A 26,895-nucleotide genomic window follows, 5' to 3' on the forward strand; every position below is an offset into this window, starting at 1 on the left:
GGCCTGCTCCGGATCGGCGTCCAACCGGTGCAGCGCGGCGCCGGCCTGCACGTTGATCAGCGAGATGTGGTGGCCGAGCACGTCGTGCAGCTCCCCCTTGCTGCGGCGATCAGGAAGATCTTTTCTCGTCGTGCACTTGGCGCGGTAGTGGGACCGCGTTGGATTTTCCGCCGGATCGGTTGGATCGGGGTTGGATCCGGGCGTCACAACTGCGCGTACCACTCCCGCAGCTCGTCGCGGCCCGCGACGCCGACCGCGGCGTAGATCTTGGTCAGCGATTTGGCGACGGTGTTCTCCGCGCGGTCCAGCCTCGCGGCGATCTGCGCGTTCGACAGCCCCTGCGCGACCAGCCGCACGAGGTCCCGCTCGCGGTCGGTCAGCTGCGCCCAACCCGGCCACAGCAGCTCTGCCGTGGCCAGGCGGCAGTCGCGTCCGCGCTGGTAGGCGGGGTTGTAGATCTCGTCGAAGGTGGTCTCGCCCAGCTGTTCGCGGGCGATGTTCTGCGCGTGTCCCACGGTTTCCCACAGGCCCCGCATCCCGTGCATCGCGACTCCGGTGCTGTGCGTCATCCCGTCGAGCAGACCTGAGCGCTCGGCCACCAGGCGGTGGTCGCCGATCGCGCCGGCGAGCCCCGCCGCCACCCAGGTCCAGCCGGCCGGGCCCCACCGGTCGTCGAGCCCCCGCTGGACGGGCAGCGCCGCGTGCAGCAGGGATTCCGCCTCGCTCCGGGCGGCGGGGTCGTGGGGCCGGTGCAGCACCAAGTACGCCGCGCGCGCCCACTGCGACCACGTGATGTGCCAGGTCGCCCGGCTGGCCTGGGCGTCCGCCAGGAACTCGGCGGTGACGGCGTCGGCGATCTCCTCCTCGCCGGTGATCGCGGCGCCGAAGGACCGGAACATCGCTAGCAGCCCCATGTCGCTGCGGAACTCGGGCTGCGCGAAAACCGGGCTGCTGCACAGCTCCTCCATCGCCGCCATGCTCTCGGCGGGATCGACGGAATCGCGGTGCCCCAGCGAGATCGCGATCGCTTCGGCGAGAACTGGCTGGGGCAGGGCCGCGCCGAGCTCGTCGGTGAGTGCTTGCGCTTCGGACAGGAACTCGTCGGCGGTGTCCTTGTCGCCGCGGCAGACAGCGAGGACGGACACCGCCGCCAACGCCATGGCCCGCAGCTCGTCCCGCTCGGTGTAGGTGGTCAGCAGCCGCTCGAAGTGCTCCTGGGCTTCCGGCTGCCTGCCGGACAGGAACGGCACGCGCGTGCGGACGATGTGCAGCAGCAGCTCGATCCCGGCAGCGCTCCGGCCGCGCCGCGCGCACCAGGCGATCGCGCTGTGCGCGTCGTCCTGCAGGTCGCGGCAGAGCGTGAGCCAGTGCGCCTCGTCCGGGCCCAACCACTGCTGCGCGGCCTCGCGGTAGGTGCGCAGGAGCCAGTCGTAGTGGCGCTGCCGGACTTCCTCGGCTTCGCCGGCCTGCGCGGCGCGCGCATCGCCGTGCTGGCGGATGGGTTCCAGCAACCGGTATCGGGAGTGCCCGTCGCGGGGCGCTTCCACCGTCACGATGGACTGCCACTTCAGGGCGCCGAGAACGCGCGCGACGGCGGATTCGGGCAGGTCGTCGAACCCGCACACCGCTTCCGCGGCCTCCAGCGTGAAGCCGCCCGCGAACACGCTGAGGCGCTGCCACAACGTCCGCTCCTGCGGCGTGCACAGATCCCAGGACAGCTCCATGACCTGGTGGAACGACCGGTGCGACCGGTCGGCGTCGGTGTCCTGCTGCTGGCGATCGGTGGGGCGGTCGGCGTGCAGGAGCGTGGCCAACCGGCGCTCGACGTCGCTGGGGGACAGGTTCGAGGAGGCGACCGCGAGGATCTCGATCGCGAGGGGGAGGTTGTCGCCCGCCCGGCACAGGCGGGTGATCTCCGCTTCGTGCTCGGCGACGGGGAAGTCGCCGCGCGCGTCGAGCAGCCGGTCCTCGAACAGCTCCTTCGCGGCGCCCGCGGCCAGCGGGGTGAGCGGGTTGAGGTGCTCGCCGCCCAGCGCCAGGCCGTGGCGGGAGGTGGCCAGCACGGTGACCCCGGGCTCGGTGAGCAGCGTTCGGAGCAGATCCCGGACCGCGTTGAGGAGGTGCTCGCAGTTGTCGAGCACGATCAGCAGGTCCTTGCCCGCCACCTCGTCCATCAGGACCTGCATCGGCTCCCGGGTGGCGACGTGCGTGCTGCCGAGCGCGGCGGCCAAGCGCCGGGGCAGCTGGTGGTCCTCGCCGAACGGCCGGAGGTCCATCCACACGACGCCGTCGCGCCAGGCACCGTCCGCGTGGGCGGCGTGCGCGATCTCCAGCGCCAGGCGGGTCTTGCCGACCCCACCCGGCCCGGTCAAGGTGACCAGGCGCTTCCTGGTCAGCAGGTCGCGCAGCTGCGCGAACTCGGCGTCCCGCCCGATGAACGCGTTGATGTTGATCGGCAGCGCCATTCGTCCCCCTAGACCCCCGAATTCGGCCGCGTCGATGGTAATCGCGAGCAGGTGCCGACCAGGGCTCGTGAGCGGCGGGGCCGGGGAAACCACGACTCCGGCGGTGTTGCGGAGCCGACCGGGCGGCGATGATCGGCGGAAGCGGTTCGGTCTCCGGGAGGGGCAGGATGGGGCACGCTTTCGACGACATCACCGTTGACGAGCTGCGCGCTCGCGGTGGCTTGAAGTGGACGTTGCACCCGGACGCGCTCGGCGCCTTCGTCGCGGAGATGGACTTCCCGACCGCGCCGCCGGTGATGCGGGCGGTGCGCTCCGCGGTGGAGGCGATGAACTTCGGCTACACGCCGCCGCACCTGATCGACGAGATGACGCGGGCCTGCGCCGACTGGCAGGCGCGGCGGCACGGCTGGCGCGTGGATCCCGGGTGGATCACGGCGATTCCCGACGTGCACCGGGCCTTGGGCATCGCGGTGGACCACTTCTCCCGGCCCGGCAGCGCGGTGATCATGCCGACGCCCGGCTACATGCCGTTCCTGGAAGTGCCCGGCGAGCTCGGCCGCGAGGTCATCACGGTGCCGATGGTCCGCGACGGCGCGCGGTTCGTCCTCGACCTGGACGCGTTGGACGCGGCGTTCCGGGCCGGCGGCCACCTCTTGGTGCTGTGCAACCCGCACAACCCGCTCGGCCGGGTGTTCACGCCGGACGAGCTGGCCGCGGTCTGCGAGGTGGTGGACCGGCACGGCGGGCGGGTGTTCGCCGACGAGATCCACGCCCCGCTGGTCTACCCCGGGCACCAGCACGTTCCTTACGCGTCGCTGTCGGAAACCGCGGCCGGGCACGCGGTGACGGCCACTGCGGCGACCAAGGCGTGGAACGTGCCGGGGTTGAAGTGCGCCCAGTTCATCGTGAGCAACGACGCCGACGCCGCGACCTTGGCCGCAGCGGGCGCGCTCGCGGTGCACGGAGCGGGAATGCACGGCGTGCTCGCCACGACCGCCGCCTACACCGAAGGCGAGCCATGGCTGGCCGAGGTGATCGACTACCTGGACGGCAACAGGCGCGCGGTGGCGGAGCTGCTCGCCGAACACCTGCCCGAGGTCGGCTACGTCGTGCCGGAGGGCACCTACCTGGGCTGGCTGGACTTCCGAGCGCTCGACCTCGGTGACCACCCCGCCGAGTTCTTCCTGGCGAAGGCGCGGGTCGCGCTCACCGATGGACCGGCGTGCGGCGTGGAGGGACGCGGTCACGCGCGGCTGAATTTCGCCACGCCGCGACCCGTCCTGGAGCAGATCATCACGGGGCTGGCCGAGGCGGTGCGGGGCTGATGCCGTGAGGGGTCCCGACACACCGGGGCGTGTTGGGAAACAACGGGAAGCGCCGGGTCAGGCGCGCACCTTAGGGGCTTCTCGCCGGGTCGGTGCGCACCCTGCCAGCGATCGAGACCGCGATGTGATCTCCTTGATTCCGTTCGGAGTCCAGGCGAGGTAGGGGTCATGTTCGGTCGAAATGCCCGGTCGCGTTCCATCGCGGTCGCAACGCTGATGTGCGCCGTGCTGGCGGGTTGCACCAACGCCCCGCAGCCACCGCAGCAGGGCGCGCCGACGACCGCGGAGTCGCTGCCCGGGACCGGGGTGCCGCAGGTGACCCCGCAGCCGAAGGAGATCCGGCGGATCGGCGACGACATCGCCGTGCGGGACAAGGTCGAGCTGGTGGTCGACGAGCTGGTCGACAAGCCCACCAGGGACCTGGCCACCCAGGTGCTGAAGATGGCAGGGGCGAGCGAGGTCGTGGTGCGCGAGCCGGGGCAGGAGCCCGCGAGCGACGCTGCGCTGCGCATCCAGATCGGCGGCCGGAATTCGCAGGCTGTGTCGGAGGGCCTGCGCGCCCTGGACTTCGTCGCTCCGGAGAAGGTGCCGGCCGAGGGGTACGTGCTGGCCGGTCGCGGCGGCACGGATCCCGCGATGGTCATCGGCGCTTCCGATGCGGCGGGCGCGTACTACGGCGTGCAGACGCTGCGCCAGCTCGCCTCGCCAGGTCGCCTCGCCGGTGTCGCGATCTCCGACCACCCGGACATGCCGGTGCGCGGCAGCATCGAGGGCTTCTACGGTCCACCGTGGACGCACCAGCAGCGCATGGACCAGCTGGCCTTCTACGGCGACGTCAAGTTCAACACCTACATCTACGCGCCCAAGGACGACCCGTACCACCGGGAGAAGTGGCGCGAGCCGTACCCGGCGGACGAGTTCGCCTCGGTGCAGCAGCTGATCGGGCAGGCCGCCGCGCACCACGTGAAGTTCACCTTCGCGCTCTCGCCCGGCGTTTCGATCTGCTACACCGACGAATCGGACTTCCGCGCGCTGGTGGCCAAGCTGCAGGCCGTCTACGACGCGGGCGTGCGGGACTTCTCCGTGCCGCTGGACGACATCACCTACACGCGGTGGAACTGCGACGGCGACAAGGCCAAGTACGGCAGCCCGTCGCAGGGCGCGGCCGGTCAGGCGCAGGCGGATCTGCTCAACCGCGTGCAGCACGAGTTCGTCGACACCCACCCCGGGGTGACGCCGCTGCAGTTCGTGCCGACCGAGTACTCCGACGTGGAGGATTCGCCGTACAAGACGGCGATCCGCGAGACGCTGGACCCGCGGGTGCTGACGATGTGGACCGGGGATGGCGTGATTCCGCGCCAGATCACGGTTTCCGACGCCAAGCAGGCCGAGAAGGTCTGGGGCCGCAAGCTCTTCCTGTGGGACAACTACCCGGTCAACGACTTCGACGGCTCGGTCGGCCGAGTGCTGCTCGGCACCTACGAGAAGCGCGAGCCGGGGCTGAACCAGCAGCTCACCGGTGGCGTGGTGAACCCGATGAACCTGGCGGCGGCGAGCAAGGTCGTGGAGTTCGGGGCGGCCGACTTCTACTGGAACGACAAGGATTTCAACGCGCAGCGGGCCTGGAAGGCAGCGGCCGACTACCTGGCGGGCCAGCGCGCCGCGGGTGAGAACCCGGGCCTGGCAGCCGATCCGGCGACCGCCGGTGCGCTGCTGGTGTTCTTCGACCTGGAGCACATGGGTCCGCTGCCCAGCGGGCGCGCGTGGCTGCCGCAGGCGCCGGAGCTGTCCCGCCGCATCGAGCAGTTCCAGGCGGTGTGGGGCAGCGGCGACCGCGCGAAGGCGGTGCGGGAGCTGCGCGAGTACGCGCAGGCGATCGCCGACGCGCCCGGCCGCATCGAGCGGGGAGCGCCGAAGGACTTCGTCTCGGACGTCGAACCCTGGCTGAACGCCACCGGGCTCTGGGGACAGGCGATGGTGGCCTCGCTCGACGGGCTGCAGGCGCGGGTGAACGGCGACGAGGCGGCGGCGTCCGGGCACTTCGCCGAGGCGCAGCAGCTCGCCTCGCGCGCCGGGCAGATCCGGACCGTGCCCGGCAAGGTCCGCCCCCAGGGGCCGGTCCACGTGGGCGACGGCGTGCTGGACACCTTCGTCGAACAGGCGCCCGGCCTGCGCTGATCACTCCTCCTCGGGAACGACCAGCCAGCAGACCAGGTAGAGGAGGGTGCCTGCGCCGAAGCCGAACAGCGTCGCGGCGATGAGCCCCACCCGGACCAGGACGGGGTCCACGCCGAGGGCCTTGCCGGCCCCGCCGCACAGCCCGGCGATCATCCGCTCGTCGCGGCTGCGCCGGAACTTCTTGCTCGAGGTGTCGGTGTTCGCGGTGGTGATGCTGGGGATCTCTTCAGCCATGCCTAGATCCTGCGCGGAGAACGCCCCCACCACGTCCGGGAACAACCCCGAGCAACCCCTGATCCAGCCCTGACGACCCTGGGATCAGGCGGTGCAGGGGCGGTGGATGTCGAGCAGGTTCGCGCCGGTCTGCTCCCAGCGGTCGTACAGGGCGTCGCGGCCGTAGCGGGCGACCAGCTGGGCTTCGCCCCGGGTGATCGGGACGAGGGTGATGAGCTGCAGGACAGGTTGCCCGGAGTCGTCGAGCAGGACGTCGAACTCGTCGCCGAGGTAGGGGTGCGGTGCGGCGAGGGCTCCGGCGATCTCGGACTCCGGCAGCAGGACCCGGTCGTTCATGATCAGCGCGCCGTACCCGACGCGGCTGTTCGACTCGGTCAGCAGTTCGGCGATCACTCCGGCCAGGTGCCGGGCGTGCAGTTCTTGATCGGCCTGCAGCGTGCACACCAGTTCCTGCGGCAGCGGCGCACCGGCGGTGCGATCGCGCAAACCGCTGGTCAGCACGGTGACGTGCGCGCCGTCCGGGTGGTCGCAGTAGACCAGGTCGTAGCCCCGGTCGCGCCCACCGGCCATCCGGCTGTGGGCACCGCGAACCCGCCCGACGTGCTTCTCGATGTGCGCGGGGAACCCGCTGAACCGACTCAAAGCGCCCCCTTTCCGAAGCCGCCGAGATCCTATCCGCGCCCCGACCGGGTCCGCGCCGACGCCAGCGTCCGCAGCAGGCGCACCCACCAGGACCAGCGGGCCGGTTCCCGGACTGCGCCCGTGGTGGACCGCTCGGCCTTGTCGAGGCAGTCCTCGAGCAGCGCGTCGTGCAGCGGGCGCCACACCAGCGGCCAGGTGATCAGGGCTGGCCCGCGGAGGTGGATGGATAGCAGGTGGTGCAGCGAGGTGCGGTCGTCTTCGCGTTGCACCGCGAACTCGTGGAATCCGTCGAAGCCGCGTGGGGCGGTGAAGTGGAACCGGATCCAGTGCCCGGGGGCGTACCCGGTGATCCGGTAGCGCACCGGCCCGTGCCCTCCTCGGGCACCGACTCCCAGCGGGCGGTCGAACCGCATCGGTGGCCACGCGCGGTCCGGCCACAACTGGTCCCGCGGGCTCGCCAGCGAGTCGATCAGTGCTCCGGCGGAGTCCTCGTCCACCGGCAGGCATCGCACGTGCACGTTCCGGACGGCCATCGGACCTCCCATTTTAGATAGTTCTCTCTAAAACAGTATTGGAGCCTATCCTCCAATACATGGGAAGGCCTCCACGGCACGACGCCGATCGACTCCTGGACGCTGCCGTCGAGCTGGCCGCGGAATCCGGGCCGCGCGGCGTGACGATGGCGGCGGTCGCGCGAGCCGCGGGCGCCCCGAGCGGCTCGGTCTACCACCGGTTCCCGGATCGGGCTGCGCTGCTGTCCGAGCTGTGGCTGCGCACCGTCGCCCGGTTCCAGGACGGCTTCCTCGTCGCTGTCCAAGCGCCGCCCCGGGAAGCAGCGGTCGCCGCGGCGCGCCACGTCCTCGAGTGGTGCCGCGAGCACCCGGCCGAGGCCGACGTGCTGCTCGCGGGCCCCGGTGCCTACGGCTTCGCGGACTGGCCCGCCGAAGCCCGCGAACGCCTGGAGAAGGGGAACGCGCAGGTGGACGAGGCCCTCGGCGGTTTGGCGGAGCGGCTCGGCCGGTCCGGGGAGAGCGGCCGGGCCAGGGTGTTCCTGGCCGTGGTGGACCTGCCCCTCGCGGTGGTCCGGCGGCACCTGGGACGGGGTGGGCCGATCCCGGACTTGGAGGTTGGCACAGTCACCGACGCGGTCCAGGACTTGCTGGCCGGATGATCGGATGATCGCCTTCGCGGTGGTTGTTCGCATACGCTCGCGGTATGGCGGTGGATGACGCGTTCGACCTGAAGTCCCCGGCCGCAGTCGCCGAAGCGCTGGACAGCACCGGGTACCTGCCCGACGACGGCATCGCCACTGCGGCGTTCCTGGCGATGCGGATGCAGCGCCCGCTGCTGTGCGAGGGCGAGCCGGGCACCGGAAAGACCGCGCTGGCGCAGGCCTTGGCCACTGCGCTCGGGGTGGACCTGATCCGGCTGCAGTGCCACGAGGGCATCGACGCGGCGCAGGCGCTCTACGACTGGGATTTCCCGCGGCAGCTGCTGCACCTGCGCACCCTGGAGGCCGCCGCCGGGGGAGAGCTGGACGCGGAGGCCGCCGAATCCTCCCTCTACACCCGCAGGTTCCTGCTCGCGAGGCCGTTGTTGCGGGCGCTGCAGGAGTCGCCGTGCGTGCTGCTGGTCGACGAGATCGACCGCGCCGACGACGAGTTCGAGGCCTTCCTGCTCGAGGTGCTGTCGGAATACGCGGTCACCATTCCGGAGTTCGGAGTGGTGTCGGCGGTCCAGCCGCCGATCGTCGTCCTCACGTCCAACCGGACCCGCGAGGTGCACGACGCGTTGAAGCGCCGCTGCCTCTACCACTGGCTGGAGCACCCGGGCCTGGAGCGCGAGGTGGCGATCCTGCGGCGCCGGCTGCCGGGGCTCGACCGGCGGCTGGCCGAGCAGGTGGCCGCGACCGTGCAGCGGATGCGGCAGATGGAGCTGCTCAAGCCGCCGGGCGTGGCCGAAGCGCTGGACTGGGCGCAGGCCCTGCAGGCGCTGGAGCAGGACGAACTGGACACCGAGGTGGCTGCGACGACGCTGGGCGCGGTGCTCAAGTACCGCGAGGACGCGGAGCGCGTGCGCGCCTCCGGCGTCCTCACCGCCGAGCGCTGAGCGGATCCCGAAGGGGGCGGAATGCACACCGTGACCGGACTGGTCGGGTTCGCGCGTGCCCTGCGGCATTCCGGCATGGCCTGCGGACCGACGCGCGTGCAGGCCTTCCTCGCCGCAGTGGAGCAGGTCGGCCTCGACCGCGACGCGGTCTACTGGGCGGGCCGCCTGACGCTGTGCTCCGACCCGGACGACCTGCCGCGCTACAACGCGGCCTTCGAATCCTGGTTCGGTTCTGCGGAGGCGCCCACCGAGCCGGTGGGCCGTCCGCTGCCGCGCCCTTCGCAGATCGCCGCGCTGACCGCGGTCGACGCCGGTGACCAGGACGGCGACGCGGACCGGCCGCTGGCGGCCGCGGCCAGCGACGCCGAAGTCCTGCGCCGACGCGACCTGTCCGAACTCGGCGTGCCGGAGCGCGAACACCTGCGGCGGATGCTCGCGGTGCTGCGCCCCGAACCGCCGTCGCGCCCAGCGCTCCGGCGTCGCGGCAGCAAGCGCGGCTCGCTGAGCTCCCGCGCCACGCTGCGCGAGATGCTGCGTTCCGGCGGCGAGCCGGTGCGGCTGCGGAGGCAGCGCCGTTCCCGGAGGCCGCGGCGGGTCGTGCTGCTGATCGACGTCTCGGGCTCGATGAGCCCGTACGCGGACGCGCTGCTGCGGTTCGCCCACGTCGTGGTGCGCAGATCGCCCGCCAGCACCGAGGTCTTCACGCTCGGCACGAGGATGACGCGGGTGAGCAGGCAGCTGCGGCAACGAGATCCGGAAGCCGCGCTGCTCGCCGCTTCCCACGCGGTACCGGACTTCTCCGGCGGGACCCGCCTCGGCGAAACGCTCCGGGTGTTCCTGGACCGGTGGGGGCAGCGGGGTGTCGCGCGCGGATCGGTGGTCGTGCTGTTCTCCGACGGCTGGGAGCGCGGCGACGCCACCGAGCTCGCCGACCAGATGCGTCGGCTGCGGCGCTTGGCCCGCTCGGTGATCTGGGCGAACCCGCACGCCGGCCACGACGGCTACCAGCCGGTCCAGTCCGGGATCGTCGCGGCGATGCCGCACGTGGACCGGATGGTCGCCGGGCACAGCCTGCGGTCGCTGGAGGACGTCTGGTCCTGGGTCCGCCGACTGTCCCAACCAGGTGCCGGAGGAACGAAATGCCAAACCTAGCAACAGTTCCCCGCGGCTCCGCCGCAAATTCCATTGAAATCGGACGTCCGATTTCAATGGAATTTAGACCTGGGATTTCCATTGAACTTGCGGACGCACGCGGCATCGAGGGCCGCGCCGGTGAGAGCGGAGGTGCGCTGTGCGCGACGTGCTGGACGAGTTGACCAAGCGGTGGGAGTCGGGCGAGTCCATCGGGCTGGGCACCGTGGTCGCGACGTTCCGCTCGGCACCCCGGCCGCCGGGCGCTTCGATGCTGGTGACCAGCGAGGGCGAGGCGTTCGGCAGCGTTTCGGGCGGTTGCGTCGAGGGTGCCGTCTACGAAGAGGCGACGGCGGTGCTGGAGGGCTCCGAGCCGGTCGTGCGGCGCTACGGCGTCAGCGATGACGACGCCTTCGCGGTCGGCCTGACCTGCGGCGGGATCTTGGACGTCTTCGTGGAGAAGGTCGATCGCGAGACCTTCCCCGAGCTGGACGAGGTCGCCGCGTCGGTGCGCGCGGAAGAACCGGTCGCCGTCGTGACCGTCGTGGAGCACCCCGACGAGGCGAAGGTCGGTGCGCACCTGCTGGTCTGGCGCGAGCGCAGCAGCGGCGGCCTGGGCTCGCCGCGGATCGACGACGCGGTGCTCGACGACGCGCGCGGCATGCTGGCCAGCGGTCGCAGCGGGGTGATCGAGTACGGCCCCGAAGGCCAGCGCCGCGGCGAAGGGCTGCGGGTGTTCGTGAACTCCTTCGAGCCGCCGCCGCGGATGCTGGTGTTCGGCGCGATCGACTTCGCCGCCGCGATGGCCCGGATGGGCGGTTTCCTCGGCTACCGCGTGACGGTGTGCGACGCGCGCCCGGTGTTCGCGACGCACAGCAGGTTCCCTGGCGTGGACGACGTCGTCGTGGACTGGCCGCACCGCTACCTCGAGGCCGAGGCGGCGGCGGGCAGGGTCGACGAGCGCACCGCGGTCATGGTCCTCACCCACGACCCGAAGTTCGACGTGCCGGTGCTGGAGGCAGCGCTGCGCCTGAACCTCGGCTACGTCGGGGCGATGGGCTCCCGCCGGACCCACGACGACCGCCTCAAGCGCCTCCGCGAGCAGGGCCTCACCGAGGAGGAGCTGACCAAGCTGTCCTCTCCGATCGGCCTCGACCTGGGCGCCCGCACCCCGGAGGAGACCGCGGTCTCCATCGCGGCGGAACTGATCGCCCTCCGCTGGGGCGGCAAGGGCGTCCGCCTGACCGACGTCGAGGGCCCCATCCACCACCACGAGTGATCGGCCTGATCAGAGCCCGTGAGCACTTTGGGTTGCTATGACGACCCAAAGTGCTCACGGGCTCTGACCTGCCGAGGAACTGTTTCGCCTGGTGAGTGCCCGTGAGTACTTCGTGGTGCTATGGCACCGGAAAGTGCTCACGGGCCATGACCTGCGGAACCAGTCGCCAGGCCGGGGGAACGGACAGTGATCCCGCTGCCGGCGCGGTTGCCGCGAACGGCCGGTGCCGATCACGCATTGCGATCTCACCTCCATTCTTTTGCGCGCTTGCTCGGGTCCGTGTGGCGTAGCAGGCTCTACCGGTGTGACTCCCGTCACCCAGGCGGAGTAGTCCTTGTTCCCGACCGTCCGCGCACCGCGGGCCAGTCCCTCCCGAGGAGGCCGCCCAAATGCCGCGCATCACCGTCAACGTCGACGGCTCCAAGTACACCGACGAGGTCGAGCCGCGCATGCTGCTCGTCCAGTACCTCCGCGAACGACTAGGCAAGGTGGGCACAGTCGTCGGTTGCGACACCAGCAACTGCGGCGCGTGCACCGTCCACCTGGACGGCCACAGCGTGAAGTCCTGCTCCGTCCTCGCGGTGCAGGCCGATGGGCACGACGTGACCACCATCGAGGGCCTCGCCCAGGACGGCAAGCTGCACCCGCTGCAGGAGGCCTTCCACGACAACCACGCCCTGCAGTGCGGGTTCTGCACCCCGGGCATGATCATGCAGGCGCTCGACCTGCTCGCCGAGGTCCGCGACCCCGACGACCAGCAGATCCGGGAGGGCATGGAGGGCAACCTCTGCCGCTGCACCGGCTACCAGAACATCGTCCGCGCCGTGTCCGACGCCGCGCAGCGCATGCAGCCGGGCGCCGGGCCGGAGGCCGAGCACACCGAGGACACCCCGGCGCCGCGAACACCCGCCGACGCCGACGTCCAGCCGAAGGTGACGGGAGGACGGCAGTCATGACCTCGGTCCTGGAACCCGAACTGGGGCGCGCTCGCAAGCGCAAGGAGGACGCGCGGCTGATCACCGGCCGCACCCGCTGGACCGACAACCTCAACCCCGCAGGCACCCTGCACCTGGCGATCCTGCGCAGCCCCGTCGCGCACGCCCGGATCAGGTCGATCGACACCGACGCGGCCCGGCAGATGTCCGGCGTGACCGCGGTGTTCACCGGCCGGGACATCGCCGACGAGCAGGGCAGCCTGCCGTGCGCGTGGCCGATCACCGAGGACATGAAGGCCCCGCCGGCCCCGCCGATGGCGGTCGACGAGGTGCGCTTCGCCGGGGAGGCGGTGGCGGTCGTCGCGGCCCGCAGCCCCGCCGAGGCGCGCGATGCGCTGGACGCCATCGACGTCGACTACGACGACCTGCCGGTGGTGCTGGACATGGAAGCCGCGCTGCAGGCGGATTCCCCGCTGGTGCACGAAGACCTCGGCACCAACCGCAACGCCACCTGGACCTTCGACTCGGCGGAAGCCGGGACCGGTGGGGACGTCGAGGAAGCGCTGCGCAGCTCGGAGGTGCGCGTCGAGCGGACCTTCCGGCAGCAGCGGCTGATCCCGGCGTTCATGGAGCCGCGCTCGGTGGTCGTCGACCCGACCGGTGAGCAGATCACCATGTGGTCGGCCACCCAGGTGCCGCACATCCTGCGGCTGATGCTGGCCATGTCGCTGGGCGTGCCGGAGCAGAAGATCCGGGTCATCGCCCCGGACGTGGGCGGCGGGTTCGGCGGCAAGCTGCAGGTGACGCCGGAGGAGTTCATCGCCTTCGTGCTGGCCCGCAAGCTCGGCAAACCGGTGAAGTGGACCGAATCCCGTTCCGAGACCATGGTTTCCGGGCACCACGGCCGCGACCAGATCCAGAAGCTGTCGATGTCGGCCACCCGCGACGGCCGGATCACCGGGCTGAAGGTCGAGCTGCTCGCCGACATGGGCGCCTACCTGCGCCTGGTCACGCCGGGCATCCCGATCCTCGGCGCGTTCATGTTCAACTCGATCTACAAGATCCCCGCCTACCACTTCAGCTGCACCAACGTGTTCACCAACAAGACGCCGACCGACGCCTACCGCGGTGCTGGTCGTCCGGAGGCGACGTTCGCCATCGAGCGGATGATGGACGAGCTCGCCGCCGAGCTCGGCGTGGATCCGATGGAGGTGCGGCGCAAGAACTGGATCGCGCACGAGGAGTTCCCGTACGACACGGTCGCCGGGCTGACCTACGACTCCGGCAACTACGAGGCCGCCACCGACAAGGCGGTGGAGCTGTTCGGCTACCAGGCGCTGCGCGCGGAGCAGGAGGAGCGGCGGCGCACCGGCGACCCGGTGCAGCTGGGCATCGGCATCTCGACGTTCACCGAGATGTGCGGGCTGGCCCCGTCGCGGGTGCTGGGTTCGCTGTCCTACGGCGCCGGAGGTTGGGAGCACGCCTCGATCCGCGTGCTGCCGACCGGGAAGGTCGAGGTCGTCACCGGGACCTCCCCGCACGGGCAGGGGCACGAGACGGCGTGGAGCCAGATCGTGGCCGACCGGCTGGGCGTGCCGTTCGAGGACGTCGAGGTGCTGCACGGCGACACCCAGATCTCGCCGAAGGGCCTGGACACCTACGGTTCCCGGTCGCTGGCGGTCGGCGGCATGGCGGTGGTGGCGGCGGCCGACAAGGTCGTGGAGAAGGCCAAGAAGATCGCCGCGCACATGCTCGAGTGCAGCGAGGACGACGTGGAGTTCACCTCCGGTCGCTTCGGCGTCCGCGGCACCGACCGCGGCACAGCGCTCGGCGAGGTCGCACTGGCCGCGTTCGCCGCGCACGACCTGCCCGACGGCGTGGAGCCGAACCTCGACGCCGACGCCACCTTCGACCCGGAGAACTTCTCCTTCCCGCACGGAACCCACCTGTGCGCGGCGGAGGTGGACACCGAGACCGGGCAGGTGAAGATCCGCGAGTACGTCTGCGTGGACGACATCGGCGCCGTGATCAACCCGCTGATCGTGGAAGGCCAGGTGCACGGCGGGCTGGCGCAGGGCATCGCGCAGGCGCTGTTCGAGGAGGCCGTGTACGACGAGACCGGCACCCTCACCACCGGCACGCTGGCCGACTACCTGGTGCCGTCGGCGGCCGACCTGCCGGAGTTCACCACCGACCGCACCGAAACCCGCGCGACGTCGAACGCGTTGGGGGTCAAGGGAGTCGGCGAGGCGGGCACCATCGCCTCGACACCCGCAGTGGTGAACGCGGTGGTCGACGCGCTGCGGCCGATGGGCGTCTCCGACGTGGAGATGCCGTGCTCGCCGCAGCGGGTGTGGCGCGCCATCACCGGTGCGCGCGAAAGCGGTGTCACCGCACCGGAAGCCGGTGGCGGACTCGGTTCGACGAACCCCCAGGGAGGTGCCCGGTGATCCCCGCCCAGTTCGAATACCTCGCACCCTCCACAGTGGAGGAAGCGGTGACCGCGCTCGCCGAGCTCGGCGACGACGCCAAGGTGCTGGCCGGTGGGCAGAGCCTGCTGCCGGTGCTGCGGATGCGGCTGGCCGACCCGCAACTGCTGGTCGACCTCAACCGCATCGAGGAGCTGCGCGGCATCCGCGAGGACGGCGACTCGCTGGTGATCGGCGCGATGACGACCCACCACGACGTGCTGCGGGATCCGCTGGTGCAGCAGCACGCCGAGCTGATCGCGCTGGCCACCCGCACGGTCGCCGACCCGCAGGTCCGCCACCGCGGCACCTTCGGCGGATCCCTCGCCCACGCCGACCCGGCCGGTGACCTGCCGGCCCCGGCGCTGGCGCTGGACGCGTCGATGGTGCTGGTCGGCCCGTCCGGGCGGCGCACCGTCCCCGCGGCGGAGTTCTTCGTCGACTACTTCACCACCGCGCTGGAACCCGGCGAACTGCTGGTCGAGGTGCGGATGCCGAAGTGGACCGGCTGGCGCGCGCACTACGAGAAGTTCAACCGGGTCGCGCAGGCGTGGTCCATCGTCGGCGTGGCGGCAGCGGTGCGGGTCGCCGAGGGCCGCATCGCCGAAGCCCGCATCGGCCTGACCAACATGGGCCCGACGCCGATCCGAGCGACCGGGGTCGAACAGGCCCTGGTCGGCGGGCCCGCGACGGCGGAAGCCATCCGCGAAGCGGCCCGCCACGCGGCGGAGGGCACCAGCCCGACGGCCGACGCCAGCGCCGACGTCGACTACCGCGAGCACCTCGCGGAAGTCCTCACCGGCAGAGCGGTCCTCGCCGCCGCAGGCGGCTGACGCACCCCCTCTGGCCGCGGCTCCCCTGAGCCGCGGCCAGAGCTCGTCACCCGCCTGGGTGCCGTGGTTCCGCAGTTTCAATTGAAACTGTGATCCGTTGTGCCTGGGATACGCAGTTTCAATTGAAACTGCGGTCCACCGGGTCGCCCGGTCGGGTGGAGTTGGGGACGGCCGGTGGTGGGGGTTGTTTCGGCGTTCGGCGGTGCGCCGGATGCCTCTCAATGATCCGAATGGGGTATCCGTCAGGCGTCGGGGCTGGGAAGCTGGTAGGCGCAGCCTCAGCAGTAGTGCGGCCCGATCCACCGGGCCGAGTTCGTTCGAACCAGGAGGACTCCCCGTGCAGATGCAGCACCAGTTCAGCGTTCCGGTGCCGGTCGAGGTGGCCTGGCAGGCGCTGCTCGACCCGGAGCGGGTCGCACCGTGCATGCCCGGCGCCACGCTCACCAAGGCCGAGGGCAACGAGTTCTCCGGCTCGGTGAAGGTCAAGCTCGGCCCGGTCACCCTGCTCTACAAGGGGAAGGGCACCTTCAAGGAGGTCGACGAGGAAGCCCGCCGCGTGGTCATCGACGCCAGCGGCAAGGACTCCCGCGGCAGCGGCACCGCCGCCGCGACCGTCGCCGCGGTCCTCAAGTCCGAGGGCGACAGCACCGCGGTCACCGTCGACACCGACCTCAAGGTCACCGGCAAGCCCGCGCAGCTGGGCCGCGGCCTGATCTCCGAGGTCGGCGGCAAGATCCTGAACCAGTTCGCGGCCAACCTGGCGGAGCAGCTCACCGAGGAGGGCGCACCGGCGGCAGCCGGGAAGCCCGAAGCGGCCGGCGAAGCCGCAGCGGCGAAGCCCGCGGAGGCGAAGCCCGCGGCAGCGGCCGGCGGCGAGGCGCGCGCCGCAGGCGCGGAGAAGCCGAGCTGGCGGGTCACGCCGGCAGGCGAGGGCGCGGAGGAGCCGGCGCCGAAGGCGGCCGGCGTCAAGGCGGCCGCCGTGCCGGACAACGAGGCGATCGACCTCCTCGGCACGGCCGGGGCCCCGGTCCTCAAGCGCCTCGCCCCGGCCGCGATCGCCGTCGTGGCGCTGGGCGTGATCTTCCGCCTCATCCGCCGTCGTCGTCGCCGTCGCGCCTGACCTCCACCGTCACCCGGGTGCTGATCTCGCGAGATCTTCGCCCGGCCGCGTCGTTCAGACCCGGGTGACGGTCCCAGGAAGGGCCTTGGCTACCTGCGGAAACGTGGTTCAGGCGCGGGTGAGGGCGTTGACGCGGGCGAGGCGTTCGAGCCAGTAGTGCTGGACGTCGGCCGTGGGGGTCGCCGCTGCGACCAGGGCCGGGTCCGGTTCCGGCGGGCGGCGGAGCACCGGGAGGTGCCCGTCCACCGGGAGCAGGGAGTCGGCGACGACATCGCCGTCGAGCAGCGCCATCGTGCCCAGCCCGCAGGCGAACGGGAGTTCCGGCAGCGCCCCGGCCAGGGCCAACTGCGCGGCGAGTCCGATGCTCGTCTCCACCGCCGAGGACACCACGCACGGAAGCCCGCACGCCTCGGCCACGCGCAGCGCTTGGCGCACCCCGCCCAACGGCGTCGCCTTGATGATCGCCACGTCCGCGGCCCCGGCCACCGCGACCCGCAGCGGATCCTCCGCCCGGCGGATGCTCTCGTCAGCCGCGATGCGCACGTCGACCTGGCGCCGGACCGCGGCGAGTTCCTCCACCGACGGGCAAGGCTGCTCGGCGTACTCCAAACCCCCGGCGGCCCGGTCCAGCTCGCGGATCCGGGGGACCGCCGCGTCGACGTCCCAAGCCGCGTTCGCGTCCACCCGGATCGCGCCGCCCGGACCCAGCGCGTCGCGCACGGCGGCAACCCGCTCGACGTCCTCGCCGGGATCCTGCCCGGGCTCGGCGACCTTGACCTTCGCCGTGCGGCACCCGGACGCCGCGACGATCGCGTACGCCTTGTCCGCGCCTACCGCCGGAACGGTGCAGTTCACCGGAATGCTCGTGCGCACCGGCTCGGGCCAGGGCTCGCTGCACGCCTCCAGGGCGGCCTTCAGCCACGGCACCGCCTGGGCGTCGTCGTAGTCCTCGAACGGGCAGAACTCGCCCCACCCGGCAGGGCCGCTGAGCAGAACCCCGCGCCGGACCGTGACCCCGCGGAACTTGTTGCGCATCGGCAACGCGTAAACCCGCACCGCATCCAGTTCCGCCAGCTCGATCGTCGCAGGATCCATGCCCCGATCCTTTCAGCAGCCCGCCGCCGCGGCGCGCCAAGGCTCAGGCGACGCTGGGGCGGCCGAGGTCGAAGACGTCGACTTCGAAGCGGGCCCACTGCTGGCGCAGGGCCGTCACCCCGTTGTCGAGGATGTAGTTCAGCTCGCCGAGGGTCACCGGGAGCAGCGTGAAGACCTGGAGCTGCTCGATGCCGTCCGGGTCGGTGAACCTGGTGAACTCCGGCGGGAACATCGGGTGGCCGCTGGCCAGCACGCCGTGGAACTCGGTGCCCGGCAGCAGCGGTTCCTCGTTCGGCACGATCTGGTCGGGCACCAGGTAGGTGCGCTGCTGCACCAGCACCTCGGCGGTGAGGTCGACCAGGTGCTTCGCCGCTTCGGCCTGCTCCTTGTAGACCGTGCAGGCCAGTTCCTGGGCCGGTTCGGCGCCGAGCGGCTGGAAGCGCAGCCCGCTGCTGATCACGGTGGTCAGGTGGTACTGCTCGAGTTGGAAGAAGACCAGTCCGTAACCGCGGTTCCGGCCTTGGACGTTCGGGGGTTCGGCCGCGGTGGGGGTCCCGGCGTGGCGTTCGAGGTTCTCCGCGAGTCCGATGAACCGGTGCGCCCCGCCCAGCGCGGTGCGTTCCTGCTCGGTGGTCATCCGATCTCCAGTGTCCTGCTTGCGGTGCTCGCTCGCACCCGTCTTCCTCTCGTGCGCCCGGGCCCGATCAGCGGTCACCCGTTGCGGTGGTCGAATCGCAGTTTCAATTGAAACTGCGATCCCACTGACCGCCGGTCCGGCCCCCGAATGCCGCATCCGGACGGACGTGCCTGGTCAGCTCGCGTGCGTCCACCGCAACCGTATCGGCTACCAGCCCCATCGTGGACACATTTGGGTGACAGCTGACCGGGTGTGTCTGGAAATTGTTGTCACCCGACGTCCGGAATTGCGGGACCGAGCAGGTCGTCGGCGTCCACGATCCGGTAGGCGTAGCCCTGCTCGGCGAGGAACCGCTGCCGGTGAGCCGCGTAGTCGGTGTCCAGCGTGTCCCGCGAGACAACCGAGTAGAAGTGCGCCTGCTTGCCGTCGGCCTTCGGCCGCAGCAGCCGACCGAGCCGCTGCGCCTCCTCCTGCCGGGATCCGAAGGTGCCCGACACCTGCACGGCCACCGACGCCTCCGGCAGGTCGATGGAGAAGTTCGCGACCTTCGACACCACCAGCCGGCTGATCTCGCCGTTCCGGAACGCGTCGAACAGCGCTTCGCGCTCCTTGTTCTTCGTCGAGCCCTCCACGATCGGCGCGTCCAGCGCCGCGCCGAGGTCGTGCAGCTGGTCCAGGTAGGCGCCGATGACCAGGGCCGGTTCGCCGGGGTGCTGGTCCAGGATCGCCTTGACCACCGGGGCCTTGGTGCGCGCCGTGGAGCACAGCTTGTAGCGCTCCTCGGCCTCCGCGGTGGCGTACTCCAGGCGCTCGTTGTCGGTCAGCGTCACGCGGACCTCGACGCAGTCGGCCGGCGCGATCCAGCCCTGCGCCTCGATGTCCTTCCACGGCGCGTCGTAGCGCTTGGGCCCGATCAGCGAGAACACGTCGCCTTCGCGGCCGTCCTCGCGGACCAGCGTCGCGGTCAGCCCGAGGCGGCGCCGGGACTGCAGGTCGGCGGTCATCCGGAACACCGGCGCGGGCAGCAGGTGCACCTCGTCGTAGACCACCAGGCCCCAGTCGCGGGAGTCGAACAGCTCCAGGTGCTTGTACTCGCCCTTGGAGCGGCGGGTGATCACCTGGTAGGTGGCGATGGTGACCGGCCGGATCTCCTTCTTCTCGCCGGAGTACTCGCCGATCTCGTCCTCGGTCAGCGAGGTCCGCTCGATCAGCTCCCGCTTCCACTGCCGACCCGCGACGGTGTTGGTGACCAGGATCAACGTGGTCGCCTGCGCCTCGGCCATGGCGGCCGCGCCGACCATCGTCTTGCCCGCGCCGCAGGGCAGCACCACGACGCCGGACCCGCCGGCCCAGAACGACTGCACCGCCTGCGCCTGGTAGTCGCGCAGCTTCCAGCCGACCTGCTCCAGGTTGATCGGGTGCGCCTCGCCGTCGACGTAACCGGCCAGGTCCTCGGCGGGCCAGCTGACCTTGAGCAGCATCTGCTTGAGCCGACCGCGCTCGCTGGGGTGCACCACGACGGTGTCGTCGTCGATGCGCTGCCCCAGCATCGGGGTGATCTTCTTGTTCCGCAGGATCTCCTCGAGCACCGCCCGGTCGAACGACTTCAGCACCAGCCCGTGCGCGGGGTCGTTGACCAGCTGCAACCGCCCGAAGCGCCCCATCGTCTCGACGATGTCGACCAGCAGCGGCTGCGGCACGGGGTAGCGCGAGAAGCGCACCAGCCCGTCCACCACCTGCTCCGCGTCGTGCCCGGCGGCGCGCGCGTTCCACAGCGCCAGCGGGGTGATGCGGTAGGTGTGCACGTGCTCCGGGGCGCGTTCCAGCTCCGCGAACGGGGCGATGGCGGTGCGCGCATCATCGGCCAGCGCGTGGTCGACTTCGAGCAGCAGCGTCTTGTCGGACTGGACGATCAGGGGTCCGTCGGTCACGGGTGCGCAGCTCCCTCAGGTCGGACGGTTTCTCCGCAGGTGATCGTGACTCGCCCGAACGCGTCGCCGTCCGCTTCGGTGCCGGACGGCGCGGGGGCGCTCGTCACGCGACAGTGACGAGGGTACTTGTCCGAACCGGTCGCGTGGCGCCACGAGGTGCGACGAGCGCGACAGGGCGCCTCAGCGGGCCGGGATGACCAGCCGCACGGCGGTCCCACCGGAGTCGCTGGTCCGGGCTGCCACCGTCCCGCCGTGCCGCGCGGCGATCTCGCTGACCAGCGCCAGTCCGAGCCCGTAGCGCCGGGGCCCGTCGCCGGTGCTGTCGGCTGCGGAGGAGAACCGCTCGAAGAGCGCGGGGAGGACGGCGGGATCGATGCCCGGGCCGTCGTCGACCACCTCGATGACCTCGGAACGCCCCTCGGTGCGGAGCACCACCCGCACTTCGCTGCGCGCGTGCCGGATGGCGTTGTCCAGCAGCGCGTTGAGGGCGCGCAGCAGGCCTGCGTCGAAGCCGACGACCTCCACCGGGCCGGTCGCGTCGAGGCGCACCGAGATGCCGCGCTGCTCGGCGCTCGGCCCGGCGGCCTCCACCGCTCGTTCGGCGAGTTCGGTCAGGGCGACCGGCTGCACGGGCATCTCACCGCGCGGGTCGGCGGTGAGGAGCAGGTCTTCCAGGATCGTCGCGAGCCGGTCGGCATCACCGACCAGCCCGTCCACCTCGGGGCGGATGCGATCGGGTTCGGCGGACCGGTCGAGCTTGCGGCGGATCAACTGGGCGCGGGTGCTCAGCAGCGTCAGCGGAGTGCGCAGCTCGTGGCTGGCATCGGCCACGAACCGGCGTTGCAGCGCCAGCGCCTCCGCTAGCGGCGTCACCGCGCGTCGCCCCGACCAGGCGCCGGCGAGTCCCGCCAGCACCAGTCCCGCTGCTCCGGCGATCCCCAGCGCCTGCACGATGCGCACGCGTTCGGCGTGCGAGTCGCGCATGCTCAGCACGGCTTGCACGACGTCGGTTCCGCGCGGTTCGGTCCGGACGTAGTACTCGCGGCCGCCGACCACGACGTCCGCGGACCGCGCTGCGCCGTCCTGCGCTGTCCGGCGCAGGGACTCCTCGTCGGGGAATCCGGGCGGCAGCCCCGGGGAAGCCTGATCCCGCGCTCCCGAGCGGATCACCAGCCACACCCCGGTCGGCGGGTCGCCGACGTCGTCGGAGCGGGCGATCGCGGCACCCACCAGCTCGTCCCTGGACCGGTGCTGGTCGTGCACCACGACCAGGAGCGTGACCGCGGCGAGCACCAGCGCTGCGGCAGCGACCGCCCCGGCCATCTGGAGGCCGAGGCGCAGTTGCGCCTTCCGGATCAGCGCAGCTTCCGGGGAGCGCTCCCGCCGGGCGGTCATCCCGAGCGCCCCAGCTGGTAGCCGCGGCCGCGCACCGTGTCGACGATGCGCTTGCCCAGCTTGCGACGCAGGTAGTGCACGTAGGTGTCGACGACGACGGGGCTCCCGGCGCCGTCGAACACCAGCCGGAGCAGGTCGTCGCGGCTGAACACCTGCCGCGGGCGGGTCGCGAGCAGGGCGAGCAGCGCGCATTCGCGTTCCGACAGCCGGACCGGTTCGCCCGCTGCTCCGGTGGCCAGCCGACCGTCGAGGTCCAGGCTGCCTCCCGGCAGGGGGAGCGTTCGCGCGGTGTCGAGGTGCCTGCGCCGCAAGGCCCGCAGGCGCGCGAGGAGTTCCTCGATGTCGAAGGGCTTCGGCAGGTAGTCCTCGGCGCCCGCCTCCAGACCGGCCACCCGGTCCGCCGGGTTGCCCAGCGCGGACAGCACCAGCACCGGGGTCGCCACGCCTCGCATCCGCAGCCGGGTGAGCAGGTCGAGCCCGTCGATCGCGGGCAGCCCGCGGTCCAGCACGACCACCTCGTAGGTCCGGGTCAACCCCAGGTGCAGCCCGCGCTGGCCGTCGGCCGCCACGTCGACCGCGTACCCCTCGTCGGTCAGCAGCGAGGTCAGCATGCCGGCCAGCTCCGCATCGTCCTCGACCAGCAGCAGCCGGGGGTGGGAGGCGGAGTCGCAGGTCATGGCGTCCATTCTTACCGCCGCGATCCGGATGCCAGGAGTTCCGGCGTCACCACCGGCTCGCCGAGGAGCGGAGACCGGTGCACCACGCGCTCGTCGTCGACGGCGAACACCAGGCAGCCGGGCTGCTCGGCCACCCAGGCGATGCCGTCGGCGCCCATCGCGAACGCGGCCGTCGAGACCGCGTCGGCGGTGGTGAGATCGGGGGCCAGCACGGTCAGGCCCAGCAGGCCGCGTGCCGGGCGGCCGGTCCGGCCGTCGACGACGTGCGCCCCGCGTTCGTAGGCGCCGGAGGTGGCGACCGCGCAGTCGCGCACGCCGAACACCGCGCACACCTGGTCCGCGAGCTGCGGGTGGCGAATTCCCACCTGCCACGCGCGGCCCGGCTCCGGCTCGCCGACCGCGAGCACGTCCCCACCCGCGTTGAGGCAGAAGCTGTCGGCTCCAGCAGCGCGCAACAGCTGCCCCGCCCGCTGCACCGCCCATCCCTTCACCACCCCGCAGGGGTCGAAGGCGCGCCCCGGTCGCCAGGCGTTGAACGCCCCGCCGCTGCTCCGCTGGTACTGCAGGCAGAGGTCGATGATCTCGGTGAGCTCCGGGCTGGCGCGCTCGGGCCAACCGCGGACCTCGCTGCCCTCCCGGAAGGGGCTGAAGCGGCGATCCACCTCGCGCAGCCAGTCGAAGGCGCGCTCCGCGGCGGCCCGCACCGGGGGCGCGGCAGACCGCACGTCCATCGAGATGGGTAGGCCCATGATGTGCTCGACGCGCCGGATCCGGCCGGACATCGCTACCGGCTCCGGGTGTCGATCGCGGCCTGCAGGGACTCGGCGTAGGCCTCGCTGGTCGTGGTGGCGCCGGACACCGCATCGAGCTTCGCGCTCTGCGCCTGCAGGGCTTCCTGCCGCAGCACCGGGGCAGCGCTGTCCGCGATCCGCCTGCTGTGCCGGTCGGAGGGCTCGGTGATCAGCTGCGCGTCGGTGATCTCGTTGCCGGTGAACACCACCCGGACCTGGTACGGGCCGTACTCGGTCCGCACCACCGAGCCGTCGATCGTGCGGCCCCCGGCCGCCGAGCTCGTCGGCGGCGGTGCGGTGCGCACCTCGGATCCCGGCGAAGCGTGCGCCGGTTCGGTGCTCGGTTGGTACCGGACCAGGGGAACCAGCCCGGCGATCGCGAGGGCCAGGACCGCGCCGAGACGTCGCATCTCACCACTCCTCATGCTGCGAAGGCGAATCGTTCGGTGCGGCACTGGCCGCGCGGCACACCGAGGGCGAGCAGCGCGTCGACGACCGCTTCGGCCATGCCGGGCGGACCGCAGAGGAAGACGTCGCGCTGTCGGACACCCGGGACCAGGGCAGCGATGTGCTGCGGGCCCATGATCGGCCCGTAGCGGCCCACGGCGGTGGAGGGGCCGACGACGACGTGCAGCTGCGCGCCGCACCGGTGTGCCAGCCAGCGCAGTTCGGGCACCAGCACGGCTTCCCGCTGCTCGCGGACGCGGTAGATCACGACGACGTCCTGCCCGGTCCAGGAGAACTCCTCGAGCAGCGCCCGGATCGGCGTGACTCCGACGCCTCCTGCCACCAGCAGGACCCCGCGCTGGGTGCGCTCCTCGGCGGTGAAGGCGCCGTATGGCCCCTCGGCGAGCACCCGCGTGCCAGGGCGCAGATCGCGCAGGGCGGCGCTCCCGCTGCCCAGCGCTTTCACGGTGATGCGCAGCGCTTTCCCGTCGGGAGCCGCCGACAGCGAATACGGATGTGCTTGTGCCCAGAGGCCTTCGGCCAGGAACCGCCACAGGAAGAACTGGCCGGCCCGAGCGGGGAGCTGGTCCAGGTGCCGGCCGCCGATGCGGACCGACACCACGTCCGGGCCTTCCGGGACCACCGCCAGCACCCGGAGGTCGTGCCGGACCACTCGCAGCAGCGGCATCAGGAAGCGGAACGCCAGGACCGCGCCGAGAGCCCCGCCGTAGAGGGTCCACCAGTAGATCCGCCCGACCGGGCTGCTCGCGAAGTCGTTCCCGAGCTCCACCTGGTGCAGGAAGCCGAGCACCACGGCCGCGTAGGCGCCGAGGTGCAGGAGGTGCCAGGTCTCGTAGCGCATCCGACGCCGAGCGGCCCGCGCGGAGGTGACCGCCACCAGCCCGAGCAGAGCGGTGCCCGCTGCGGCGAGCGTGAGCTCCCCGCCGCCGAGCACCAGCGATCCGAACTCCGGCAGCACCGAGCTGTTGTCCTGCGCGGCGTACCCGGCGGTGATCAGCACGACGTGCGCCAGCACCAGCCACAGGACCCAGGTACCGGTCCACCGGTGCCAGCTCGTGAGCCGGTCCATGCCGAGCCGCCGCTCCAACCAGGGCACGCGCGCGATGAGCACGAGCTGGAGCACCAGCACCAGAGCACCGCCGAGCCCGGCCAACCGGCCCAGTGCCAGCACGAACGCCGTCGGCCCGGTGAGCGAGTCCAGCTCGCCGCCGAGCACGAAGAGGTCGAGCACCCACATCGCGTTGAGCGCCAGCAGGGCCACGAGCCACCACTGGGCGTCGCGGGACCTGCTCCGGATCCGTTCTGCTCGCACGCCGTCGAGTCTCGACGGCATTCCTGGGAAGAACCTTGGAACCGCCGGGAGCGCGCTCTGCGAGCGGGATCGCGCCGCATATCTGCCGTTCTCGCACCTGAGTCGGGGTGGGCGGTTAGCCTTCTTGCGGTGAACGAAAATACGGAGGAGCAGTGAGCTACCCACCGCAAGACCCCTACGGCTCGCAGTCGGGGCCGTACTCGGGGCAGTACCCCAGCGGGCAGTACCCGACCGGCGGCTATCCGCAGCAGGGCGGCTCGGACGACTTCTGGCGGCAGGTCGCCGGTAGCCAGCCCCAGCCGCCGATGCCGCCGCAGAAGAAGCGCACCGGGCTGGTCCTCGGCCTGGTCGGCGCCGGGGTCGCGGTGGTCGCGGTGATCGTCCTCGTGGTCGTGCTGAGCATCAACGCGGGCAACAAGAAGCCCGAGGCGAATCCGAAGCCGGGCGGCACCGTCGACACGAGCCGGACCTCGGAGACGACGTCGGAGGCCGGCAACGCCCCGATCACGGTGGGCGACTGCATCGGGCTGCTCGACCAGAGCGGCGGCGAGATGACCTCGGAGACCTGCGGAACCCCCGACTCCGACTACGAGGTCGTGAAGGTCTCCAACGGCACCAACCGCGACGTGTGCGGTGACGACTACAGCAACGTCATCGACGGCACGACCTACTGCATCGTCCTCGACGTCGTGGAGGGCGACTGCGTCACGCCCTACGACGCGGCGGAGGACCGGATCCCGCTGAAGCTGGACTGCTCCGAGGCCCAGGACCAGATCACCAAGGTCGCGCCCCGCGGCGACCCGGCCGTGGTCTGCGGCCCGGGCGACGGCTACTACAACTTCGCGGACAAGATGTTCTGCTTCAACGACGTCAAGGGCGCCTGAGCGCCCGTCTTTCGCGGTCGGAGTGCCCGGCGGGTTCGATCTCGCCGGGCACTTCTGCGTCTCCGGCCCGCGTGACTTGGGTTGCAGTGCGGTCAAAACGATCACGCCGGGTCGGTGGATTGGTTAGATTCACGCCGTTTTCAGCCCGATCGACTGGGGATTTCGTGACGCAGCCTCCGCAATTCGGCCACTACCCGCAGCAACCCCAGTGGGGTCCGCCGCAGCAAGTTCCCGGTGGTCCGCCCCCGATGCCGCAGCAGCCGATGCCCCAGCAGGGATGGGCACCGCAGCAGCCGGTGCAGCAGATGCCGCCGCAAGGCGGTTACCCGGGCGGCCCGCCTCTGCAGGGCGGTTTCGGCCCGCCGCCGATGCCTCCGCCGCAGAAGTCGAGCGCCAGCACCCTGAAGGTGCTGAAGCTGGTCGGCACCGTGGTCCTCGGCATCGTCCTGCTCGTCGTCGGGCTGATCGTGCGCAGCATGGACGGCGGCGGGATCGCCGAGGGCGAGTGCGTGAACGTCACCAACGCCAGCACGGTCCGCCCGCAGTGGGAGTCGGCCCCCTGCGGCTCGCAGGAGTCCGACTACAAGGTCGCCGAGCAGCACGACGGGCGGGCGAACTGCGGCGAGGAGTACGCGTCGGTCGAGAAGCGCGGCGACTACGCGCTGTGCATGGTGCCGGACCTCAAGGTCGGGGACTGCACGGACGACCCGATCACCGGCATCGCCGTCAAGATCTCGTGCTCCGCCCCGGATGCCTCGCTGGAGGTCACCACCGTGGTCAACGACAGCCGCGGCGATCCGGCGTGCACCGACGAGGCCGACCAGTACCAGGCCTGGAACAAGCCACCGCTCACCATCTGCTGGAAGTCGGTCTGATCGGCGGGGTGGCGATTTCGCGAAATCGCCACCCCCCCCCGACGCTGGGGGCACCCCCCCCCCGCCCCCCCGGAAGAAAAAGGGGCGGGTGGGGGAGAAAGAGGGGGTGGG

The 26,895-nt window shown here is 71.5% G+C and carries 25 protein-coding genes; 12 read left to right on the forward strand and 13 right to left on the reverse strand.

The features are described from left to right. A partial coding sequence (locus tag ABTZ89_RS11785; protein ID WP_351043239.1) for a histidine kinase dimerization/phosphoacceptor domain-containing protein occupies window positions 1–207 on the reverse strand: 207 nt, incomplete at its 3' end. Continuing rightward, window positions 204–2,465: an ATP-binding protein gene (locus ABTZ89_RS11790; RefSeq protein ID WP_351043242.1), complete on the reverse strand. Its 2,262-nt coding sequence runs from the start codon at window positions 2,463–2,465 to the stop codon at window positions 204–206. The genes ABTZ89_RS11790 and ABTZ89_RS11785, both read right to left, overlap by 4 nt. A 167-nt stretch (window positions 2,466–2,632) precedes the next feature. Here ABTZ89_RS11790 and ABTZ89_RS11795 point away from each other — a divergent pair, with 167 nt between their 5' ends. Next, the gene (locus tag ABTZ89_RS11795) at window positions 2,633–3,790 is read left to right on the forward strand and encodes a MalY/PatB family protein (RefSeq protein WP_351043245.1); all 1,158 of its coding nucleotides are present in this window, start codon (window positions 2,633–2,635) and stop codon (window positions 3,788–3,790) included. Window positions 3,791–3,958: 168 nt separating this feature from the next. Next, window positions 3,959–5,968: a glycoside hydrolase family 84 protein gene (locus ABTZ89_RS11800; RefSeq protein ID WP_351043248.1), complete on the forward strand. Its 2,010-nt coding sequence runs from the start codon at window positions 3,959–3,961 to the stop codon at window positions 5,966–5,968. Here ABTZ89_RS11800 and ABTZ89_RS11805 read toward each other — a convergent pair whose 3' ends face one another. The 3 genes from ABTZ89_RS11805 to ABTZ89_RS11815 form a co-directional block, all read right to left on the reverse strand. After that, entirely contained in the window at window positions 5,969–6,202 is a 234-nt protein-coding gene (locus tag ABTZ89_RS11805; RefSeq protein WP_270952848.1) for a PspC domain-containing protein, read from the reverse strand. Window positions 6,203–6,286: 84 nt separating this feature from the next. Continuing rightward, window positions 6,287–6,844, reverse strand: a complete 558-nt coding sequence (locus tag ABTZ89_RS11810) for a suppressor of fused domain protein (RefSeq protein ID WP_351043251.1) — start codon at window positions 6,842–6,844, stop codon at window positions 6,287–6,289. Window positions 6,845–6,873: 29 nt separating this feature from the next. Next, complete coding sequence (locus tag ABTZ89_RS11815) at window positions 6,874–7,377, reverse strand: SRPBCC family protein (protein WP_351043254.1); 504 nt, start codon at window positions 7,375–7,377, stop codon at window positions 6,874–6,876. 59 nt (window positions 7,378–7,436) lie between these two features. Between ABTZ89_RS11815 and ABTZ89_RS11820 the strand changes: the two genes are divergently transcribed. From ABTZ89_RS11820 to ABTZ89_RS11855, 8 genes are all read left to right on the forward strand, one after another. After that, on the forward strand, window positions 7,437–8,015 hold the full coding sequence (locus ABTZ89_RS11820; RefSeq protein ID WP_351043257.1) for a TetR/AcrR family transcriptional regulator: 579 nt from the start codon (window positions 7,437–7,439) through the stop codon (window positions 8,013–8,015). A 44-nt stretch (window positions 8,016–8,059) separates the two neighbouring features. Continuing rightward, entirely contained in the window at window positions 8,060–8,953 is an 894-nt protein-coding gene (locus ABTZ89_RS11825; RefSeq protein WP_270952844.1) for an AAA family ATPase, read from the forward strand. A gap of 21 nt (window positions 8,954–8,974) precedes the next feature. Continuing rightward, a complete protein-coding gene (locus ABTZ89_RS11830; RefSeq protein WP_351043260.1) occupies window positions 8,975–10,105 on the forward strand; it encodes a vWA domain-containing protein in 1,131 nt (376 codons plus the stop codon). Window positions 10,106–10,244: 139 nt separating this feature from the next. Then, a complete protein-coding gene (locus ABTZ89_RS11835) occupies window positions 10,245–11,363 on the forward strand; it encodes an XdhC family protein (RefSeq protein ID WP_270952842.1) in 1,119 nt (372 codons plus the stop codon). Between the two features lie 389 nt (window positions 11,364–11,752). Beyond that, on the forward strand, window positions 11,753–12,319 hold the full coding sequence (locus tag ABTZ89_RS11840) for a (2Fe-2S)-binding protein (RefSeq protein ID WP_270952841.1): 567 nt from the start codon (window positions 11,753–11,755) through the stop codon (window positions 12,317–12,319). Beyond that, entirely contained in the window at window positions 12,316–14,748 is a 2,433-nt protein-coding gene (locus ABTZ89_RS11845; RefSeq protein WP_270952840.1) for a xanthine dehydrogenase family protein molybdopterin-binding subunit, read from the forward strand. The genes ABTZ89_RS11840 and ABTZ89_RS11845 overlap by 4 nt, the downstream gene beginning before the upstream one ends. After that, the gene (locus ABTZ89_RS11850; RefSeq protein ID WP_270952839.1) at window positions 14,745–15,599 is read left to right on the forward strand and encodes an FAD binding domain-containing protein; all 855 of its coding nucleotides are present in this window, start codon (window positions 14,745–14,747) and stop codon (window positions 15,597–15,599) included. Before ABTZ89_RS11845 ends, ABTZ89_RS11850 begins: the two co-directional genes overlap by 4 nt. A 337-nt stretch (window positions 15,600–15,936) precedes the next feature. Beyond that, window positions 15,937–16,719 (forward strand): SRPBCC family protein, encoded by a 783-nt coding sequence (locus ABTZ89_RS11855; protein WP_351043266.1) that lies wholly within the window; start codon window positions 15,937–15,939, stop codon window positions 16,717–16,719. Window positions 16,720–16,827: 108 nt separating this feature from the next. Here ABTZ89_RS11855 and ABTZ89_RS11860 read toward each other — a convergent pair whose 3' ends face one another. The 8 genes from ABTZ89_RS11860 to ABTZ89_RS11895 all read right to left on the reverse strand — a co-directional run bounded on the left by ABTZ89_RS11860 (window position 16,828) and on the right by ABTZ89_RS11895 (window position 25,025). Continuing rightward, entirely contained in the window at window positions 16,828–17,814 is a 987-nt protein-coding gene (locus tag ABTZ89_RS11860; protein ID WP_270952837.1) for an o-succinylbenzoate synthase, read from the reverse strand. Window positions 17,815–17,857: 43 nt separating this feature from the next. After that, window positions 17,858–18,451 carry a suppressor of fused domain protein gene (locus ABTZ89_RS11865; protein WP_270952836.1) on the reverse strand — a complete coding sequence of 198 codons (594 nt, stop codon included), beginning with the start codon at window positions 18,449–18,451 and terminating at the stop codon, window positions 17,858–17,860. A 269-nt stretch (window positions 18,452–18,720) separates the two neighbouring features. After that, entirely contained in the window at window positions 18,721–20,382 is a 1,662-nt protein-coding gene (locus ABTZ89_RS11870; RefSeq protein ID WP_270952835.1) for a DNA repair helicase XPB, read from the reverse strand. A 180-nt stretch (window positions 20,383–20,562) separates the two neighbouring features. Continuing rightward, window positions 20,563–21,777 (reverse strand): sensor histidine kinase, encoded by a 1,215-nt coding sequence (locus ABTZ89_RS11875; RefSeq protein WP_351043270.1) that lies wholly within the window; start codon window positions 21,775–21,777, stop codon window positions 20,563–20,565. Then, the gene (locus tag ABTZ89_RS11880; RefSeq protein ID WP_270952833.1) at window positions 21,774–22,454 is read right to left on the reverse strand and encodes a response regulator transcription factor; all 681 of its coding nucleotides are present in this window, start codon (window positions 22,452–22,454) and stop codon (window positions 21,774–21,776) included. Before ABTZ89_RS11880 ends, ABTZ89_RS11875 begins: the two co-directional genes overlap by 4 nt. 11 nt (window positions 22,455–22,465) lie before the next feature. Continuing rightward, on the reverse strand, window positions 22,466–23,236 hold the full coding sequence (locus tag ABTZ89_RS11885; protein WP_351043275.1) for an FAD:protein FMN transferase: 771 nt from the start codon (window positions 23,234–23,236) through the stop codon (window positions 22,466–22,468). A 2-nt stretch (window positions 23,237–23,238) separates the two neighbouring features. Beyond that, window positions 23,239–23,655 carry an FMN-binding protein gene (locus tag ABTZ89_RS11890; RefSeq protein ID WP_270952829.1) on the reverse strand — a complete coding sequence of 139 codons (417 nt, stop codon included), beginning with the start codon at window positions 23,653–23,655 and terminating at the stop codon, window positions 23,239–23,241. Between the two features lie 11 nt (window positions 23,656–23,666). After that, window positions 23,667–25,025 (reverse strand): ferredoxin reductase family protein, encoded by a 1,359-nt coding sequence (locus ABTZ89_RS11895; protein WP_351043279.1) that lies wholly within the window; start codon window positions 25,023–25,025, stop codon window positions 23,667–23,669. Between the two features lie 152 nt (window positions 25,026–25,177). Here ABTZ89_RS11895 and ABTZ89_RS11900 point away from each other — a divergent pair, with 152 nt between their 5' ends. After that, window positions 25,178–25,909: a hypothetical protein gene (locus ABTZ89_RS11900; RefSeq protein WP_351043282.1), complete on the forward strand. Its 732-nt coding sequence runs from the start codon at window positions 25,178–25,180 to the stop codon at window positions 25,907–25,909. A gap of 248 nt (window positions 25,910–26,157) precedes the next feature. Continuing rightward, window positions 26,158–26,784 (forward strand): LppU/SCO3897 family protein, encoded by a 627-nt coding sequence (locus tag ABTZ89_RS11905; RefSeq protein ID WP_351043285.1) that lies wholly within the window; start codon window positions 26,158–26,160, stop codon window positions 26,782–26,784. The last annotated feature ends 111 nt before the right edge of the window (window positions 26,785–26,895 follow it).

This window comes from Saccharopolyspora sp. NPDC002686, assembly GCF_040295745.1.
Lineage (GTDB): Bacteria > Actinomycetota > Actinomycetes > Mycobacteriales > Pseudonocardiaceae > Saccharopolyspora > Saccharopolyspora oryzae.